Annotated in this window: 17 protein-coding genes; 8 read left to right on the forward strand and 9 right to left on the reverse strand. The window is 71.3% G+C overall.

Annotated elements, in window-relative coordinates; genetic code table 11:
* Positions 1-79: 79 nt before the first annotated feature.
* From mntR to FZN60_RS00560, 5 genes are all read right to left on the reverse strand, one after another.
* Positions 80-532, reverse strand: coding sequence for a manganese-binding transcriptional regulator MntR (mntR, locus tag FZN60_RS00540; RefSeq protein ID WP_158869975.1), 453 nt, complete (start codon positions 530-532; stop codon positions 80-82).
* Positions 533-625: 93 nt separating this feature from the next.
* The gene (moaB, locus tag FZN60_RS00545) at positions 626-1174 is read right to left on the reverse strand and encodes a molybdenum cofactor biosynthesis protein B (protein WP_158869977.1); all 549 of its coding nucleotides are present in this window, start codon (positions 1172-1174) and stop codon (positions 626-628) included.
* 28 nt (positions 1175-1202) lie between these two features.
* Positions 1203-2117 carry a 4-(cytidine 5'-diphospho)-2-C-methyl-D-erythritol kinase gene (locus FZN60_RS00550; protein WP_158869979.1) on the reverse strand — a complete coding sequence of 305 codons (915 nt, stop codon included), beginning with the start codon at positions 2115-2117 and terminating at the stop codon, positions 1203-1205.
* Positions 2114-3913, reverse strand: coding sequence for a tetratricopeptide repeat protein (locus tag FZN60_RS00555; protein WP_246726502.1), 1800 nt, complete (start codon positions 3911-3913; stop codon positions 2114-2116). The genes FZN60_RS00550 and FZN60_RS00555 overlap by 4 nt, the downstream gene beginning before the upstream one ends.
* A gap of 177 nt (positions 3914-4090) precedes the next feature.
* A complete protein-coding gene (locus FZN60_RS00560) occupies positions 4091-5104 on the reverse strand; it encodes a polyprenyl synthetase family protein (RefSeq protein WP_246726503.1) in 1014 nt (337 codons plus the stop codon).
* 189 nt (positions 5105-5293) lie between these two features.
* On the opposite strand from FZN60_RS00560, the gene FZN60_RS00565 reads away from it, so the two are divergent.
* From FZN60_RS00565 to FZN60_RS00585, 5 genes are all read left to right on the forward strand, one after another.
* Positions 5294-5512, forward strand: a complete 219-nt coding sequence (locus FZN60_RS00565) for a putative signal transducing protein (RefSeq protein ID WP_158869983.1) — start codon at positions 5294-5296, stop codon at positions 5510-5512.
* A 2-nt stretch (positions 5513-5514) separates the two neighbouring features.
* Positions 5515-6309: a methyltransferase gene (locus FZN60_RS00570; RefSeq protein ID WP_158869985.1), complete on the forward strand. Its 795-nt coding sequence runs from the start codon at positions 5515-5517 to the stop codon at positions 6307-6309.
* A gap of 74 nt (positions 6310-6383) precedes the next feature.
* Positions 6384-7250, forward strand: a complete 867-nt coding sequence (locus FZN60_RS00575; protein ID WP_158869987.1) for a S49 family peptidase — start codon at positions 6384-6386, stop codon at positions 7248-7250.
* Between the two features lie 76 nt (positions 7251-7326).
* Positions 7327-7509 carry a hypothetical protein gene (locus tag FZN60_RS00580; RefSeq protein ID WP_158870616.1) on the forward strand — a complete coding sequence of 61 codons (183 nt, stop codon included), beginning with the start codon at positions 7327-7329 and terminating at the stop codon, positions 7507-7509.
* Positions 7510-7653: 144 nt separating this feature from the next.
* On the forward strand, positions 7654-8577 hold the full coding sequence (locus FZN60_RS00585; RefSeq protein ID WP_199266454.1) for a glycine--tRNA ligase subunit alpha: 924 nt from the start codon (positions 7654-7656) through the stop codon (positions 8575-8577).
* On the opposite strand, the gene FZN60_RS00590 is transcribed toward FZN60_RS00585, so the two are convergent.
* Positions 8561-8890 carry a DUF5615 family PIN-like protein gene (locus tag FZN60_RS00590; RefSeq protein WP_158869991.1) on the reverse strand — a complete coding sequence of 110 codons (330 nt, stop codon included), beginning with the start codon at positions 8888-8890 and terminating at the stop codon, positions 8561-8563. The two genes, FZN60_RS00585 and FZN60_RS00590, sit on opposite strands and share 17 nt — an antisense overlap.
* 5 nt (positions 8891-8895) lie before the next feature.
* Complete coding sequence (locus FZN60_RS00595; RefSeq protein ID WP_158869993.1) at positions 8896-9123, reverse strand: DUF433 domain-containing protein; 228 nt, start codon at positions 9121-9123, stop codon at positions 8896-8898.
* Between the two features lie 138 nt (positions 9124-9261).
* Here FZN60_RS00595 and ypfJ point away from each other — a divergent pair, with 138 nt between their 5' ends.
* Positions 9262-10170 (forward strand): KPN_02809 family neutral zinc metallopeptidase, encoded by a 909-nt coding sequence (gene ypfJ / locus FZN60_RS00600; protein WP_158869995.1) that lies wholly within the window; start codon positions 9262-9264, stop codon positions 10168-10170.
* A gap of 19 nt (positions 10171-10189) precedes the next feature.
* On the forward strand, positions 10190-10750 hold the full coding sequence (locus FZN60_RS00605; protein WP_158869997.1) for a P-loop NTPase family protein: 561 nt from the start codon (positions 10190-10192) through the stop codon (positions 10748-10750).
* On the opposite strand, the gene FZN60_RS00610 is transcribed toward FZN60_RS00605, so the two are convergent.
* Both FZN60_RS00610 and FZN60_RS00615 read right to left on the reverse strand, forming a co-directional pair.
* Positions 10751-11431: an OmpA family protein gene (locus FZN60_RS00610; RefSeq protein ID WP_158869999.1), complete on the reverse strand. Its 681-nt coding sequence runs from the start codon at positions 11429-11431 to the stop codon at positions 10751-10753.
* Between the two features lie 2 nt (positions 11432-11433).
* Positions 11434-11892 carry a hypothetical protein gene (locus FZN60_RS00615; protein WP_158870001.1) on the reverse strand — a complete coding sequence of 153 codons (459 nt, stop codon included), beginning with the start codon at positions 11890-11892 and terminating at the stop codon, positions 11434-11436.
* A gap of 159 nt (positions 11893-12051) precedes the next feature.
* On the opposite strand from FZN60_RS00615, the gene glyS reads away from it, so the two are divergent.
* Positions 12052-14367, forward strand: a complete 2316-nt coding sequence (gene glyS / locus FZN60_RS00620) for a glycine--tRNA ligase subunit beta (RefSeq protein WP_158870003.1) — start codon at positions 12052-12054, stop codon at positions 14365-14367.
* The last annotated feature ends 56 nt before the right edge of the window (positions 14368-14423 follow it).

Genomic DNA, 14423 nt, shown 5'->3' on the forward strand with positions numbered 1-14423 from the left:
GACCCGAGCCGGCGGCACGGACCGCCCGGCGCCTCGCGGCGGCCCGGTTTCGGCCAGACATGGCAGGAGGTGGGGGAAATCAGGCGTCGCGGACGAAGCGCTCGAAGGCCTTCAGCGTTTCCGCGCTGACGTGGTGCTCGATGCCCTCGGCATCGGTGCGGGCGACCTCTTCGCCGACGCCGAGCGCGAGAAGGAAGCGCTCGACGATCTGGTGGCGGCGCCGGCTGTCCTCGGCGATGCGCTTGCCCGCCTCTGTGAGGAAGACGCCGCGATAAGGGCGCCGGCTCACCAGCCCTTCCTCGTCCAGCCGCTTGATCATCTTGGCGACCGTCGGCTGCGCCACGCCGAGGCGGCGGGCGATGTCGACCTGGCGCGCCTCGCCGTGGGCGTCCATGCAGTCGGCGACGAGCTCGACATAGTCCTCGATCAGCTCCATGCGGCGCGCGACGCGGGCCTTGCGGAAGCCCTCGGCCTGGCTGTCGGCATCGGTGGGAGGCTTGGGAGGAGCGGTCTTGCCGGGCGCTTTCGTCATGGTGGATCGCCCTTGCCTGAAACGAACAGAACAGCCGGCAGCGGCTGAAACTTAGCCGCAGCCATACCTGATGCCCGGCGAGAAGTCAGCGCTTCAGGCGCGACCGCCGCCGCGGCGCATGTGCTCGTCGAGGCGGGGCATGATCTCGACGAAGTTGCAGGGGCGGTGGCGGTAATCGAGCTGGGCCGCGAGGATGCCGTCCCAGGCGTCGCGGCAGGCGCCGGGCGAGCCGGGCAGGGCGAAGACGAAGGTGCCGGCGATGAGGCCGCCTGTGGCGCGCGACTGGATGGTGGAGACGCCGATCTTGGCGAAGGAGATGGCGTGGAAGACGGCGGAGAATCCGTCCATGCGCTTCTCGAACAAGGGCTCCAGGGCGTCGGGCGTGACGTCGCGGCCGGTGAAGCCGGTGCCGCCCGTGGTGATCACGACGTCAACGGCGGGGTCGGCGCACCAGCCCTCCACCGCGGTTCGGATCACCGGGATCTCGTCGGGCACGATGCGCCGGTCGGCGAGCCGATGGCCGGCGCCCGTCAGGCGCTCGACGAGCGTGTCGCCGGAGCGGTCGGTGTCGAGCGTGCGCGTGTCGGACACCGTCAGCACGGCGATCGAGAGGGGAACAAAGGCGCGGGGGCTGTCGCTCATCGGGGCGTCCCGTCGGGCTGAAGGGGAATCAGGAGAGGGAGGATAGGCGCGTCTGCGCCACCCACCAGCCGGGATGGCGCTCGGCGAGATCGCGCGCCGCGCGGGCGGACGTCTCGTCGTCGGCGAAGAGTCCGAAGACGGTGGCGCCCGAGCCCGACATGCGGGCGAACAGCGCGCCGGCTTCGCAGAGGTCCGCGACGCCCTCGGCGATGGCCGGCACCAGCTCGACCGCCGCGGCTTCGAGGTCGTTGCGCGTCGGCGCGAGCCAGGTGGCGAGGGCTCCTACGTCGGGAAAGCCGCGCACGGGAAGCGGGGGCAGGGGCGGGTGATCGCGCCGGGCGAGGCGGCGGAAGACGTCGGGCGTCGAGACCGGCGTGCCGCAATTGACGAGGACCGTCGGGGCCGCCGGCAGGACCGCGACCGGCTTGCCGGCCTCGCCGATGCCGAAGACGCGGGCGGGCACGCCGTCGAAGCACATGGGAACGTCCGCGCCGAGCCGCAGGCCCGCCTGGCGCAGCGGAGCGCGCAAGGCGGGATGCCAAGCCGCGACGTGGGCGAGAAGGGCCGCCGCGTCCGCCGAGCCGCCGCCGATGCCGGATGCGGGGGGCAGGCGCTTGATCAGGCGGATGCGGGCCGCGGGCAGGTCGAGGTGGGCTTGCGACGCCACCTCCCGGGCCGCGGCGAGGGCGCGCAGGACGAGGTTGTCGGCGCCCGCGGGAACGGCCGCAGCGAAGGGGCCGTCGAGTTCCAGCTCGTCGGCCTCGCCGGCCGCGGGTTCGAGCGCGAGCCGGTCGCCGATCTCGGCGAAGGCGACGAGGCTGTCGAGGAGATGGTAGCCGTCGGCCCGCCGGCCGACGACGTGGAGGGCGAGGTTGATCTTGGCCCGCGCCGCGAGATCGGCGGCGCGGACCGGCGCCTCCGCTTCGGGAAGCGCCAGGCTCACTGCGGGGGCGCGGCCGGGGCGGGCGCCGGGGCGCCGCTAGCGGCGGGCGGAGGCGGCGCGTCGGCGGCGGCGACGGCATCGAGCCCGTTGGAAAGCTTCTGCCGGATCTTCAGCGCGACGTCCTCGGCCGGCGCCGGGTCGCCCTTCAGCGCGCGATCCCACTGGAAGCGCGCCTCGCGCTGGCGCCCGACCCGCCAGTAGGCGTCGCCGAGATGGTCGTTGATCGTCGGATCGGCCGGGGTGATGAGCACCGCGCGCTCCAGCTCCTCCACCGCTTCCGGATAGCGGCCGAGGCGGTAATAGGCCCAGCCGAGCGAATCGATGATGTAGCCGTCGTTGGGCCTGAGCTCGACCGCCTTGCGGATCATGTCGAGGCCCTCGTCGAGGTTGCGCCCCATGTCGACCCAGGAATAGCCGAGATAGTTCAGGACCTGCGGCTGCTCGGGCGAGAGCTGCAGCGCCGTCTTGAAGTCCGGCTCGGCCTTGTCCCAGAGCTTCTGGCGCTCGTAGGCGATGCCGCGCTGGTAGTAGAGGTTCCAGTTGGACACCTCGCCCGGCTCGGACAGCTCGATCGCCTTGGTCAGAACCTCGGCGGCCTCCTTGTAGCTCTCGTCGGCCGACAGGACGTTGGCGAGCGCGCGGTAGCCGAAGATGTCGTCGGGCCGCAGTTCGATGGCGGCGCGCAGGTGGGTCTTCGCCTCCTCCTTGCGGTCGGCGTACCAGAGGTCGAGGCCCATCTGCAGCTCGGCCATGCGGCTGTAGGGCGAGTTGTCGGGAACCTGCTCGTAATAGGAGATGGCGAGGTCGAGCTGCTCGGCCTGCTCGGCGAGCTCGGCCAGCGCCGTGAGGATCGAGGGATCGTTCGGGTTCAGCGCCCGGGCCATGTGGAAGTAGAGGAGGGCGACCTGCTGGCCGTCGCCGCGCTTGATCGCCTGGCCGAGCGTGCGCAGCGTCTCGGCGGCGCCCTCGCGCGCCGTGTCGGCGGGCGCGTCGATCGGCTTGCCGGCCTCGATGTCGGCCTCGAGCGCGATCAGGGGATCGAAGGTCGGGGTCAGCATCAGGCCGTTGCGGATGGCGTCGATCGCCTCCTTCTTGTGGCCGGTGCGCGCTTCGACGCGGGCGAGGGCGTCGACGGCGGCGAGATAGGTCTCGGGCGAGGCCTGGGCGTTGGTCTGGTCGCCGACGATGCGCTGCAGCATGGTGCGCGCCTCGTCGGGGCGCCCGGCCGCGGCGGCGATGAGGCCGCCCTGATAATCGTTGAAGACGGGGTACCAGGGCGCGTCGTCGAGCCCGGCGATGCGCTCCAGCGCGGCCGGCGCGTCGCCCCGGCCGAACTCGGCCCAGGCCGTCAGATGGTTGAGGAGCAGCTTGTCGAGATCGTTGGTCTCGACGATGTCGAACTCGGCGATGGCGTCCTCGTAGCGCTCGACGGTGAGGGCGTGGACGCCCAGCGCCAGGCGCGCGACCTTGCCGGCATCGCTCGCGTCCCGCAGGCGGGCGGCGAGGCCCACCGCCTCGTCGAAGCGGCCGTCCGCGAGATAGGCGAACATCGCGTCCTGCTGGAGGAGCTCGGAGGACGGGTCGAGGACGAGGGCCTGCGCGTAGAAGTCGGTCGCGCTCTGGAGGTCGCCGCTGACCTGCGCGGCCTTGGCGGCGAGATACGCGCCCGACAGCGTCTGGGCGCGGATCTCCTCCGGCTTCGTCGGCTGGCCTGCGGCCGCGAGCGCGGCTCCGGCGGTTCCGGAGGACAGCGCGGCGCAAAGGAGCGCGAGCTTGAGAAGCCTCGTTGTCTGCACGGCGATCAAACCTTTCGAACGACGCGGCCGGTCCGGATCGGCCGCCGCTTCTCTCCCGGGCGCGGCGTCCCGAAGACTAGGCCGCGCCGCTTGCGCATACAACATGCGAAGCTGTTGCAGGCACGACGACCATCCGAGCTTGGCGGTTTTGCGGCCGAGCGGCGCGGCGAAACGCCCTCAGCTGACGCGGTCGATGCAGAACTCGACCACCGAGAGCAGCGCGTCGCGCGCGGCGGAGGGCGGAAGGCTCGCCGCGGCGTCGAAGGCCTTGGCGCCGAAGCCGCGGGCGCGCTCCACCGTGCCTTCCAGCGCGCCGTGGCGGTGGATCAGCGCGGTGGCGCGGGCCAGCGCCTCGTCGTCGTTGCGCCCGTTTTCCATCGCCTCGCGCCAGAAGGCGCGCTCGGCCTCGTCGCCCCGCGCATAGGCGAGGATGACGGGCAGGGTGATCTTGCCCTCGCGGAAGTCGTCGCCGGTGTTCTTGCCGAGATCGGCCGCCGAGCCGCCGTAATCGAGGACGTCGTCGACGAGCTGGAAGGCGAGGCCGAGGCTGCGCCCGTAGTCGCGCATCGCCTCGCGCTCGGCGGCGCCCTTGTTCGCGATCACCGGGCCGACCTCGGCCGCGGCGGCGAAGAGCGCGGCGGTCTTGGCGTCGATCACGGCCATGTAGTCGGCCTCGGAGGTCGTCAGGTGCTTGGCGGCCGAAAGCTGCCAGACCTCGCCCTCGGCGATCACCGCGGAGGCGTTGGACAGGATCGCGAGGGCGTCCATCGAGCCGACCTCGACCATCATCTTGAAGGCCTGGCCGAGCAGGAAGTCGCCGACGAGGACGCTCGCCTGGTTGCCCCAGATGGTGCGCGCCGTGCGCTTGCCCCGGCGAAGGTCGCTCTCGTCCACGACGTCGTCGTGGAGCAGCGTCGCGGTGTGCATGAACTCGACGCTCGCCGCGAGCTTGACGTGGCCTTCGCCCGAATAATCGTGGGCGAGCGCCGAGGCGATGGTCAGCATCGGCCGCAGCCGCTTGCCGCCCGACGAGATCAGGTGCTCGGCGATCTCCGGGATCAGCTCGACGTTCGAGCCCGCCATGGACAGGACGAGGTCGTTGACCCGCTTCATGTCGGGCGCGGTCACGCGCAGGATCGGATCGATCGAGGCCGCCGGCGCGGGCTTCTGGGCGGGCTTCAACAGGGTCACCGCGCGGCTTCCTTCCAGGTCTCGAAACGGTTCGCGGCGCGGGACGCGTCGGCCGGCCCCCGCACCCGTGACATGGCGCGTCCCGCGCCGCGGGAAAGGGCGGAGCGGACGCGTCGGCTTGACGCTCGCGGCACGGGGCGCGATGGACGGAAGACGCCGCCTTCGCGCGGACGACGAGCCGGATGGGTCATGATCGAACTGATGCGCTCCAACGACGCCGTCCTCATATCCTTCGTGGACGCCCTCTTGAACGAGGCGGACATCCCGCATTTCGTCGCCGATGTCCACATGAGCATCCTCGACGGCTCGATCGGCGTGCTGCCGCGCCGCGTGATGGTCGACGGCGAGCGCATCGATCAGGCGCGCCGCATCCTGCGCGAGGCCGAGCTCGGCCACGAGCTGTCCTGAGCATGGGCGGGGACGGCGCCGCGCAAGGGGAGGCGGGCGTCGACGCCTTCTGGCGCGGGCGCTTTGTCCTCAAGCAGCTGCGCGGGCGCGGCCACCGCGCCGGGCTCGACCCGCTGCTTCTCGCCTGCGCCCTGCCGGACTGGCTGTCGGGGCGGGCGGCGGATCTCGGCGCCGGGGCCGGCGCGCTGGGCCTTGCCGGCGCCTGCCGCTGCGCCGGGCTCGCGGTGCACATGGTGGAGATCGAGCCGGACATGGCGGCGCTGGCGCGCGAATCGCTGGCGCTTGCCGAGAACGCGGCTCTCGCGCCGCGCCTGACGGTCGCCGAGGGCGACATCCTGGCCGGTCGCAAGGCGCGCGAGGCGGCAGGCCTCGTCGACGCCTCGCTCGACGCCGTTCTCACCAATCCGCCCTTTCACCCGCCCGGCGGCCGCGTCTCGCCCGACGCCCTGCGGGCCGGCGCGAAGAGCGTGCCGGACGCGGCCTTCCTGCCGGAATGGGTGCGCGTGTCGGCGAGCCTCCTCAAGCATGGCGGGCTCTTCGCCTGCGTCGTTCGGCCCGACGTGATTCGTCCGATCCTCGACGGGGCGGAGGGGCGGCTCGGCGGCATCGAGCTGGTGGCCGTTCATTCGCGCCCGGAGAAGCCCGCGGTGCGCCTCCTGGTGCTCGCGCGCCGCGGCTCGCGCGCCCCGCTCGCCATCCGCCCCGCCGTCACGCTGCAGGACGAGGCGGGGGCGCCGACGCAGGCGGGCGAAGCGGTCGCCTCCGGCGCGCCGCTGTTCGGGGCTGCGGCGGCCTGACGACGCGGGCTTTGCGGCCGGCGATGCGGCGCCTTACATGCCGAATTCCCGCCGCCGATCCGAAGGCCGACGCCGTGTTGACATCCCTCCGCCGCTTTCTTCCCGCCCGCTTCCGCGACACGGCGCCCGTGGTGCCGGTCGTGCGCCTCGCCGGCACGATCATGGCGGCGGGCGGACCCTTCCGCCCCGTTCTGTCGCTGGCGAGCGCCGCGCCGCTCCTGAAGAAGGCCTTCGCGGTGAAGAAGGCGCCGGCCGTCGCGATCATCGTCAACTCGCCCGGCGGCTCGCCGGTGCAGTCGCGGCTGATCTACCGGCGCATCCGCGACCTCGCGGCCGAAACCAACAAGCCCGTGCTCGTGTTCGTCGAGGACGTCGCGGCCTCGGGCGGCTACATGATCGCCTGCGCGGGCGAGGAGATCATCGTCGATCCCTCCTCGATCGTCGGCTCGATCGGGGTCGTGTCCGGCGGCTTCGGCTTCGTGGACGCGATCGGAAAGCTCGGCATCGAGCGGCGCGTCCACACCTCCGGCGAGAACAAGGCCCGGCTCGACCCCTTCCAGCCCGAGCGGCCGGAGGACATCGAGCACCTGAAGGCCCTGCAGCGCGAAGTGCACGAGACCTTCATCGACCTCGTCAAGGCGAGCCGGGGCGCGCGCATCGAGGCTGCGGGCGAGAACCTCTTCACCGGCCAGTTCTGGTCGGGCAAGCGGGGCGTCGAGCTCGGCCTCGTCGACCGGGTTGGGGACCTGCGCGGGGAGCTGCGCCGGCGCTTCGGCGCGAACGTGAAGATGCTCCAGATCCAGCCGGCCCGCGGCCTTTTCGCGCGCCGGGCCGGCATCGCGGCCGGGCTGCCGGCGCCAGACGCGATCGGCGCCGGCCTCGGCCTCGGCCTTCTTCAGGCGGCGGAGGAACGGGCGCTCTGGGCGCGCTTCGGGCTGTGAGGCGGGACCGGCGGCCTTTACGCCGCCTTCATCGCGGGGGATAATCGCGGTCGAGATGCAACTGGTGTCCGACCTCATGCCCCCCCTGATCCTCCTCGGCTTCGCCGGCGCCGCGGCGTGGTACGGCTATAACCAGATGAAGAAGGAGGCTGCCCGCGTCTCCGAGCGCTCCAAGCGCGCGGAAGCGGAACTGCGCAGCGGCGCGCAGGGCACGCTGGTGCGCGGGGCCGACGGCGTCTACCGCTTGAAGCAGGACTGAAGCGCCCGTCCCGGCCTTGACCCTTCGCGGCCGGGCGTGGCACCTCGCGCGGCGAAACGCCGAGCGCCGGGCCGACTGGCTCCGCGCGGCCCTGTTCGAAGGTTTGCGCCGCCCGTGTCCGCCCTCACCGACCTGCCGCCCCACATGGATCCCCGCCGCTCCTTCCAGGCGCTGATCCTGACCCTCCACCGCTACTGGGCGGACTACGGCTGCGTCGTGCTCCAGCCCTACGACATGGAGGTGGGCGCGGGCACCTTCCACCCGGCGACGACGCTGCGGGCGCTGGGTCCCAAGCCCTGGAACGCGGCCTATGTCCAGCCCTCGCGCCGGCCCAAGGACGGGCGCTACGGCGAGAACCCGAACCGTCTGCAGCATTATTACCAGTACCAGGTCATCCTGAAGCCGAACCCGCCGAACCTCCAGGAGCTCTATCTCGGCTCACTGCGTGCGATCGGCGTCGACATGGCGCTGCACGACATCCGCTTCGTCGAGGACGACTGGGAGAGCCCGACGCTCGGCGCCTGGGGCCTCGGCTGGGAATGCTGGTGCGACGGGATGGAGGTGTCGCAGTTCACCTACTTCCAGCAGGTCTGCGGCATCGAATGCGCGCCGGTGGCGGGCGAATTGACCTACGGGCTCGAGCGCCTCGCGATGTACGTCCAGAACGTCGACAACGTCTACGACCTGAACTTCAACGGCCGCGAGGGCGCGGAAAAGGTCACCTACGGCGACGTCTTCCTCCAGGCCGAGCAGGAATATTCGCGCTTCAACTTCGAATATGCCGATACAAGCATCCTGCTGCGCCACTTCGAGGACGCGGAAAAGGAATGCCGGGCGCTCCTGTCGGCGGGCGCGCCGGGGGAGGCAGGCGGCCTCCACAAATGCGTGCTGCCGGCCTACGACCAGGCGATCAAGGCAAGCCACGCCTTCAACCTCCTCGACGCGCGCGGCGTGATCTCGGTGACGGAGCGCCAGAGCTACATCCTGCGCGTGAGGACGCTCGCCAAGGCCTGCGGCGAGGCGTTCCTGATGACGGATGCGGGCGGGGCGGCTAGCGCAGCTCGATGAGCATCTCGCCGGCGTCGATGCCGGCGACGATTTCGGGAAGGACGCGCGCGAAGGCCTCGCGCAGCGCCGCGTTGCGCGTGTTCCCGAGCCGCACCCAGACCACGGGCGCGCCGAAAGCCGCGCCATCGGCGAGATGGCGGAAATCGATGTCCTTCGTGACGAGAACGGATCGCGTCGCGCAGGCGTGGTTCCAGATCGCCTCGTCCGTCGCCGATCCCAGCCGAAGGCGGCTGACGTGATCGGCCTCGTGGCCGTGGCTGCGCAGAAACAGGACGAGGTCGGGCGGCAACTGCGCGTCGACCAGAAACCGCACGATGGTCAGGCCGCCCGGATGACGCGGTGGTCGAGCATCTCGGCTGCGTAGACGAGCGACGCGGTGATGTCCTCGTCGGTCAGATAGTCGTAGTCGGCCAGGATCTCCGCGCGCGAGGCGCCCTCGCCGAGCAGAGCGAGGATATCCGCGACGCGCATCCGGGTGCCCCGGACGACCGGACGACCGCCGCAGATGGCGGGATCGGAAACGATGCGGGGGTGGGCGGATGCCATCGGTCGCTCCTGTTGCCGAGGCCGGTTCGTCCCCAGAATGGCGACGCCGGCCTAGCCGGTCAACGATCGCGCCATGTTCCTCATCACTTTGGCTCCCATATCGCTCACGAAGGGCGTGATCGCAGGGAGCCTCGGGCCATGCAGTGGAAAGGGCGCCGCCAGAGCGGCAACATCGACGACCGGCGGGGCGGGGGCGGGATCTCGCCCGGCGGCTTCGGCCGGGGCGGCGGGGGCGGCATGCGCGGGCCGGTGCGTGCCGGCGGCGGCAGCATCGTCTTCCTGATCATCGCCGCGCTGATCCTCTGGTTCGGCTTCGGCATCAACCCGATGGTGCTGTTCGGCGAGGGCAACTACGGCAGCGGCACGACGACCACGGCCTCGAACAGCGGGCCGGGCGTGCAGGGAACGGCGGACGAAACGGACGATTTCGTCGCGACCGTTCTCGCCGATACCGAGGACGTCTGGAACCGGCGGTTCCAGCAGGCCGGCTCGACCTATGCCGAGCCGACGCTGGTGCTGTTCGAGAACCGCGTCCAGTCGGCCTGCGGCATCGCGGGCTCGGCGACGGGGCCGTTCTACTGCCCGGGCGACCGGAAGCTCTACATCGACCTGTCCTTCTTCCAGCAGCTCCAGGGCCAGCTCAACGCGCCGGGCGACTTCGCGCAGGCCTACGTCATCGCCCACGAGGTCGGCCATCACGTCCAGAACCTCACCGGCGTCATGGAGGACACCGACCGGGCGCGCCGCGGCATGAGCGAGGCCGAGGCTAACGCCCTGTCGGTGAAGGTCGAGCTCCAGGCCGATTGCTATGCCGGCATCTGGGCGCATGATTCCGGCCAGGCCGGATACCTGGAGGACGGCGACATCGAGGAGGCGCTGAACGCCGCCTCGCAGATCGGCGACGACACGCTCCAGCGCCGCTCGGGCGGCGACGTCGTGCCGGACTCGTTCACCCACGGCACCTCGGCGCAGCGCGTCGAATGGTTCCGCCGCGGTTTCCAGTCGGGCGACACCAACCAGTGTGATACGTTCGGCAGCACCATCTGATTGCTGCCGGAGCCGTTGCATGCCCGATGACGGATCGCTGTCCGCGGCCGGCCGCGCGCCGGTCGGCCGCAACGTGATGATCATCGGGAGCCCCGGCAGCGGCAAGTCGACGCTCGCGCGCGAAATCGGGCGGCGGCTGGGGCTGCGGGTCGTTCACATCGACCAGCTCTACTGGCTGCCCGGCTGGCGAATGCGGCCGCCCGAAGAGATGCCGGCGCTCGTCGAAGCGGCGGTGGCCGAGGACGGCTGGGTCTTCGAGGGCAACAATTCGCGCACGCTCCCGATCCGCGCGGCCAAGGCCGACACGCTGATCTGGCTCGACCTGCCGCGTCTCCTGTGCACGGCGCGCGTGCTGCGGCGGATCGCGCGCTCCCACGGGCGGGTGCGGCCGGACATGGCGGCGGACTGCCCCGAGCGGCTCGACTGGACCTTTGTCCGCTGGACCTGGGATTTTCCCCGGCACTCCCGGCCGGCGCAGGCGCGGTTCTTCGAAAGCGCGGCCATCCGCGCCAAGCATCGCCTGACGAGCCCGCGCGCGGTGGCGCAGCTCGTCGCGGCGCTGCCCGGCCGAGCCGGCTGATCAGGACGCCGGGCGCACCAGGATCTCGACGCGGCGGTTCTTCTGGCGGCCTTCGGGATCGTCGCCCCCGCTCGCCGTCTCGTTCGGCGCGGCGGGCCGGCTCTCGCCGAGGCCGGTCGTTTCGATGTCGGCGGCGGAGAAGCTCTCGGCGTCGGTGAGGAAGGCCTTCACCGACTCGGCCCGGCGCTCGGACAGCGCCTGATTGTAGGCGTCCGAGCCCTTCGCATCGGTGTGGCCCTCGACGAGGAAGGTCGCGGAGGGAAAGCGGCGGCGGGCGTCCGCCGACAGGGCGGCGAGCGCCTCGCGCGCTTTCGGGCGGAGCGTGGCCGCGTCGAAGTCGAACAGGATGTCGGCCGAAAGCGTGTAGCGCACGCCGCCCGCTTCCTCCGTCACCGCCAGCCCCTCGGCCAGCGGTTCGGGTTCGGGCGGCGCGGGAGCAGGGGCGGACTTCGGCGCGAAGGCCTTCTCCTCGTCGGTCAGCCGCTCCGCGTTGAAGGTGACGTGCGGAGCGTTGAAGGTGATCGAGGGCCGGTTGAAGGTGATGCGCGGGGCGTTGAATGCGATGCGCGGGGCGTTGAAGTTGGCACGCTCCGGCAGCTCGCCAGGCGGCGCGTTGGTGGTGTAGGCGCCGGCGGGCGGGGCGAGGAGAAGGAGCGGCAGGAGAGCTGCGGCGCGGCGCATGCTCAGTCCAGCGGCACGTCGAGGATCGGCCGGGCGGAGCCGAAGCGGACCGCCAGCGGGCCGTTGACGGTCTCGGGCGGGCTGAACCAGGCCCAGCCCTCGAAGCGCGCCTTGGCGGCGAGCGCGTTGTCCTCCGGCGCGTCGGAGCAGAGGCAGTCGTCCGCCGTGCCGATGCGGTACTCGGTCTCGTTGGCAAAATCGAGGAGGCCGATGCCGCTGAGGCCCTGGATGCCGGCAAGCCCCGCCTCGCCGAGGTCGACCGTCGCCTCGCCGGTGTTCTCCAGGACGTAGTCGAGCTGCACAAGGGGCTTGCCCGGCAGGCGCTTCAGCGAGACGACGCTGGCCTTGAGGCCCGGCGCCACCTCGACGCTTTCCGCGGCCGCAGTCTGCGCCACCGCCGGCGCGAAAAGGCCGGCCAGGGCGAGCGATGCCGCCCCCGCGATCAGTCGCCAATGCGTCATTCCGCTCATCCCCCGAGATCGGATCGCGCCGGCCGGGCGCCGCGCGGGCGCGCTGACCTGACGCTACGGCAGGATTGTCTCACCTTTACGCCTCGCCGTCGAGGCCCTAGACGGTGCGCGACCCGACCCGAAGCCCGTTTGCGCCCGAGTGCTCGTCCCATGCCCGATCTCCTTCTCGAACTCCGCTCCGAGGAAATTCCCGCCCGCATGCAGCGCAAGGCGGCGGGCGACCTGAAGACGCTCGTCACCGACGCGCTGATCGCCGCGGGCCTGACCTTCGAGGGCGCGCGGGAATACTGGACGCCGCGCCGCCTCACCCTCGACATCCGCGGCCTCGACGCGCGCTCGCGCGACGTCGTGGAGGAGCGCAAGGGGCCGCGGACGGACGCCAACGAGAAGGCGATCGAGGGCTTCCTGCGCGGGGCGGGCCTGTCCTCGATCTCGGAGGCGCACGTCCACAGCGATCCGAAGAAGGGCGACTTCTTCGTCGCCCACATCCGCAGAAACGGCCGGCCGGCGGAAGAGATCGTGGCGAGCGTGATGCCGGGCATCATCCGCGACTTCCCCTGGCCGAAATCGATGCGCTGGGGCGCGGCCTCGGCCGAGCCCGGCAGCCTTCGCTGGGTGCGTCCGCTCCAGTCGATCCTGTGCACCTTCGGGCCGGAAACGGCCGAGCCGGTGGTGGTCGACTTCGAGGTGGGCGGCATCCGTTCGGGCAACCGGACGGTCGGCCACCGCTTCCACGCGCCGGCCGAGTTCGCCGTGCGCCGCTTCGCCGACTACGCCGACAAGCTGGAAAAGGCCCATGTCGTCCTCGACGCCGAGCGGCGGCGCGAGATCATCCGGCACGATGCGGAGAACCTCGCCTTCGCGCGGGGCCTCGAAGTCGTGCCGGACGACGCGCTCCTGGAGGAGGTGTCGGGCCTCGTGGAATGGCCGGTGGCGATCATGGGCGGCTTCGACGCGGCCTTTCTCGACATCCCGCCGGAGGTCATCCGCTCCACGATCCGCGCCAACCAGAAGTGCTTCGTGACGAGGCGACAAGGCGGCGGGAGCCTGTCCAACGACTTCATCCTCGTCTCCAACATCGAGGCCCCGGACGGGGGCGCGGAGATCGCGCGCGGCAACGGCAAGGTCGTGCGCGCGCGGCTCTCGGACGCGCTCTACTTCTGGGAAACCGACCGGCGCGACCTGCCGGACCTCGAGGGTCTGCGGGCCTCGGCCGCCGATCTCGGGCTGGATCTCTCCAAGCCGCTCGACCAGCGCATGGCCAAGCTCGACGCGCTCGGCGTCACCTTCCACGCCAAGCTCGGCACGCAGGGGCAGCGCGTGCGCCGCATCGCGGCCCTTGCCGAGGCCATCGCGCCGCTCGTCGGCGCCGATCGGGCGGAGGCGCGCCGCGCCGCGCTGCTCGCCAAGGCGGACCTGACGACGGAGGCCGTCGGCGAGTTCCCCGAGCTGCAGGGCCTGATGGGCCGCTACTACGCGACGCTGCAGGGCGAGGCGCCGGCCGTCCAGGTGGCGGTCGAGGACCACTACAAGCCGCTCGGCCCCGGAGACCGGGTGCCGAGCGAGCCGGTGGCGATCGCGGTGGCGCTCGCCGACAAGCTCGACACGCTGGTCGGCTTCTGGTCGATCGACGAGAAGCCGACGGGCTCGAAGGATCCTTATGCGCTGCGCCGCGCCGCGCTCGGCGTCATCCGAATCATTCTCGCGGCAAGTGTTTCCATCAGTCTGAGAAGTGTTCTTCTTCGCCATATAGGCGATCTTATGCCTTATCTTATTGATCAAAGAAAATTCGATTACGACACGGAGCGCAAGTGGTTTGCCGGCAGCGGCATCGAGATCCGAATGACAATGGCGAAGGATCTACTTGCGAGATTGTTTGAAGAGCAGACCGGCGCGGTTCCGTTTGCGGTCGAAACCACCGAAGATCTCCTCGCCTTCTTCCACGATCGCCTGAAGGTGCAGCTGCGCGACGAGGGCGCGCGGCACGACCTTCTCGACGCCGTCCTGTCGGGCGGAACCGGCGGGGCGGGGGCCAAGGACGATCTTCTCGACGTGTCGCGGCGCGTCGCCGCGCTCGGCGCCTTCCTCGACACGCCGGACGGGGCGAACTTGCTGGCCGGAACGCGCCGCGCCGCCAACATCCTCGCGGCCGAGGAGAAGAAGGGCGCCGTGGTGCCGGAGGCGGTCGATCTCCAGCTTCTGGCCGCCGCGGGCGAGCCGGCGGAAACGGCGCTCGCCGGCGCCATCGACCGGGCCGAGATGCTGCTCGACGAGGCGCTGCAGGGCCGCGACTACCCCAGGGCCATGGCCGCCCTGGCCGAGCTGCGGCCCTTCGTCGACGGCTTCTTCGAAACCGTCCTCGTCAACGCCGAGGACGAGCGGCTGCGGGCGAACCGCCTGGCGCTTCTGTCGCGCATCCGGGCGGCGACGCTGCGGGTCGCGGACTTCTCGCGAATCAGCGGCTGATCTCGCGGCTTCAACGGCGCCGCCCCTCCTGTCCAGAGGCGCGGCGCGGCCCTCTT

The organism is Antarcticirhabdus aurantiaca (genome assembly GCF_009765365.1).
Lineage (GTDB): Bacteria > Pseudomonadota > Alphaproteobacteria > Rhizobiales > Rhizobiaceae > Antarcticirhabdus > Antarcticirhabdus aurantiaca.

Bases quoted from the DNA above. Each gene is read 5' to 3' on its own strand.
- mntR (WP_158869975.1), bottom strand. From the start codon at position 532: ATGACGAAAGCGCCCGGCAAGACCGCTCCTCCCAAGCCTCCCACCGAT.
- moaB (WP_158869977.1), bottom strand. From the start codon at position 1,174: ATGAGCGACAGCCCCCGCGCCTTTGTTCCCCTCTCGATCGCCGTGCTG.
- FZN60_RS00565 (WP_158869983.1), top strand. From the start codon at position 5,294: ATGATCGAACTGATGCGCTCCAACGACGCCGTCCTCATATCCTTCGTG.
- FZN60_RS00570 (WP_158869985.1), top strand. From the start codon at position 5,515: ATGGGCGGGGACGGCGCCGCGCAAGGGGAGGCGGGCGTCGACGCCTTC.
- FZN60_RS00580 (WP_158870616.1), top strand. From the start codon at position 7,327: ATGCCCCCCCTGATCCTCCTCGGCTTCGCCGGCGCCGCGGCGTGGTAC.
- FZN60_RS00585 (WP_199266454.1), top strand. From the start codon at position 7,654: ATGGATCCCCGCCGCTCCTTCCAGGCGCTGATCCTGACCCTCCACCGC.
- FZN60_RS00595 (WP_158869993.1), bottom strand. From the start codon at position 9,123: ATGGCATCCGCCCACCCCCGCATCGTTTCCGATCCCGCCATCTGCGGC.
- ypfJ (WP_158869995.1), top strand. From the start codon at position 9,262: ATGCAGTGGAAAGGGCGCCGCCAGAGCGGCAACATCGACGACCGGCGG.
- FZN60_RS00605 (WP_158869997.1), top strand. From the start codon at position 10,190: ATGCCCGATGACGGATCGCTGTCCGCGGCCGGCCGCGCGCCGGTCGGC.
- FZN60_RS00610 (WP_158869999.1), bottom strand. From the start codon at position 11,431: ATGCGCCGCGCCGCAGCTCTCCTGCCGCTCCTTCTCCTCGCCCCGCCC.
- FZN60_RS00615 (WP_158870001.1), bottom strand. From the start codon at position 11,892: ATGACGCATTGGCGACTGATCGCGGGGGCGGCATCGCTCGCCCTGGCC.
- glyS (WP_158870003.1), top strand. From the start codon at position 12,052: ATGCCCGATCTCCTTCTCGAACTCCGCTCCGAGGAAATTCCCGCCCGC.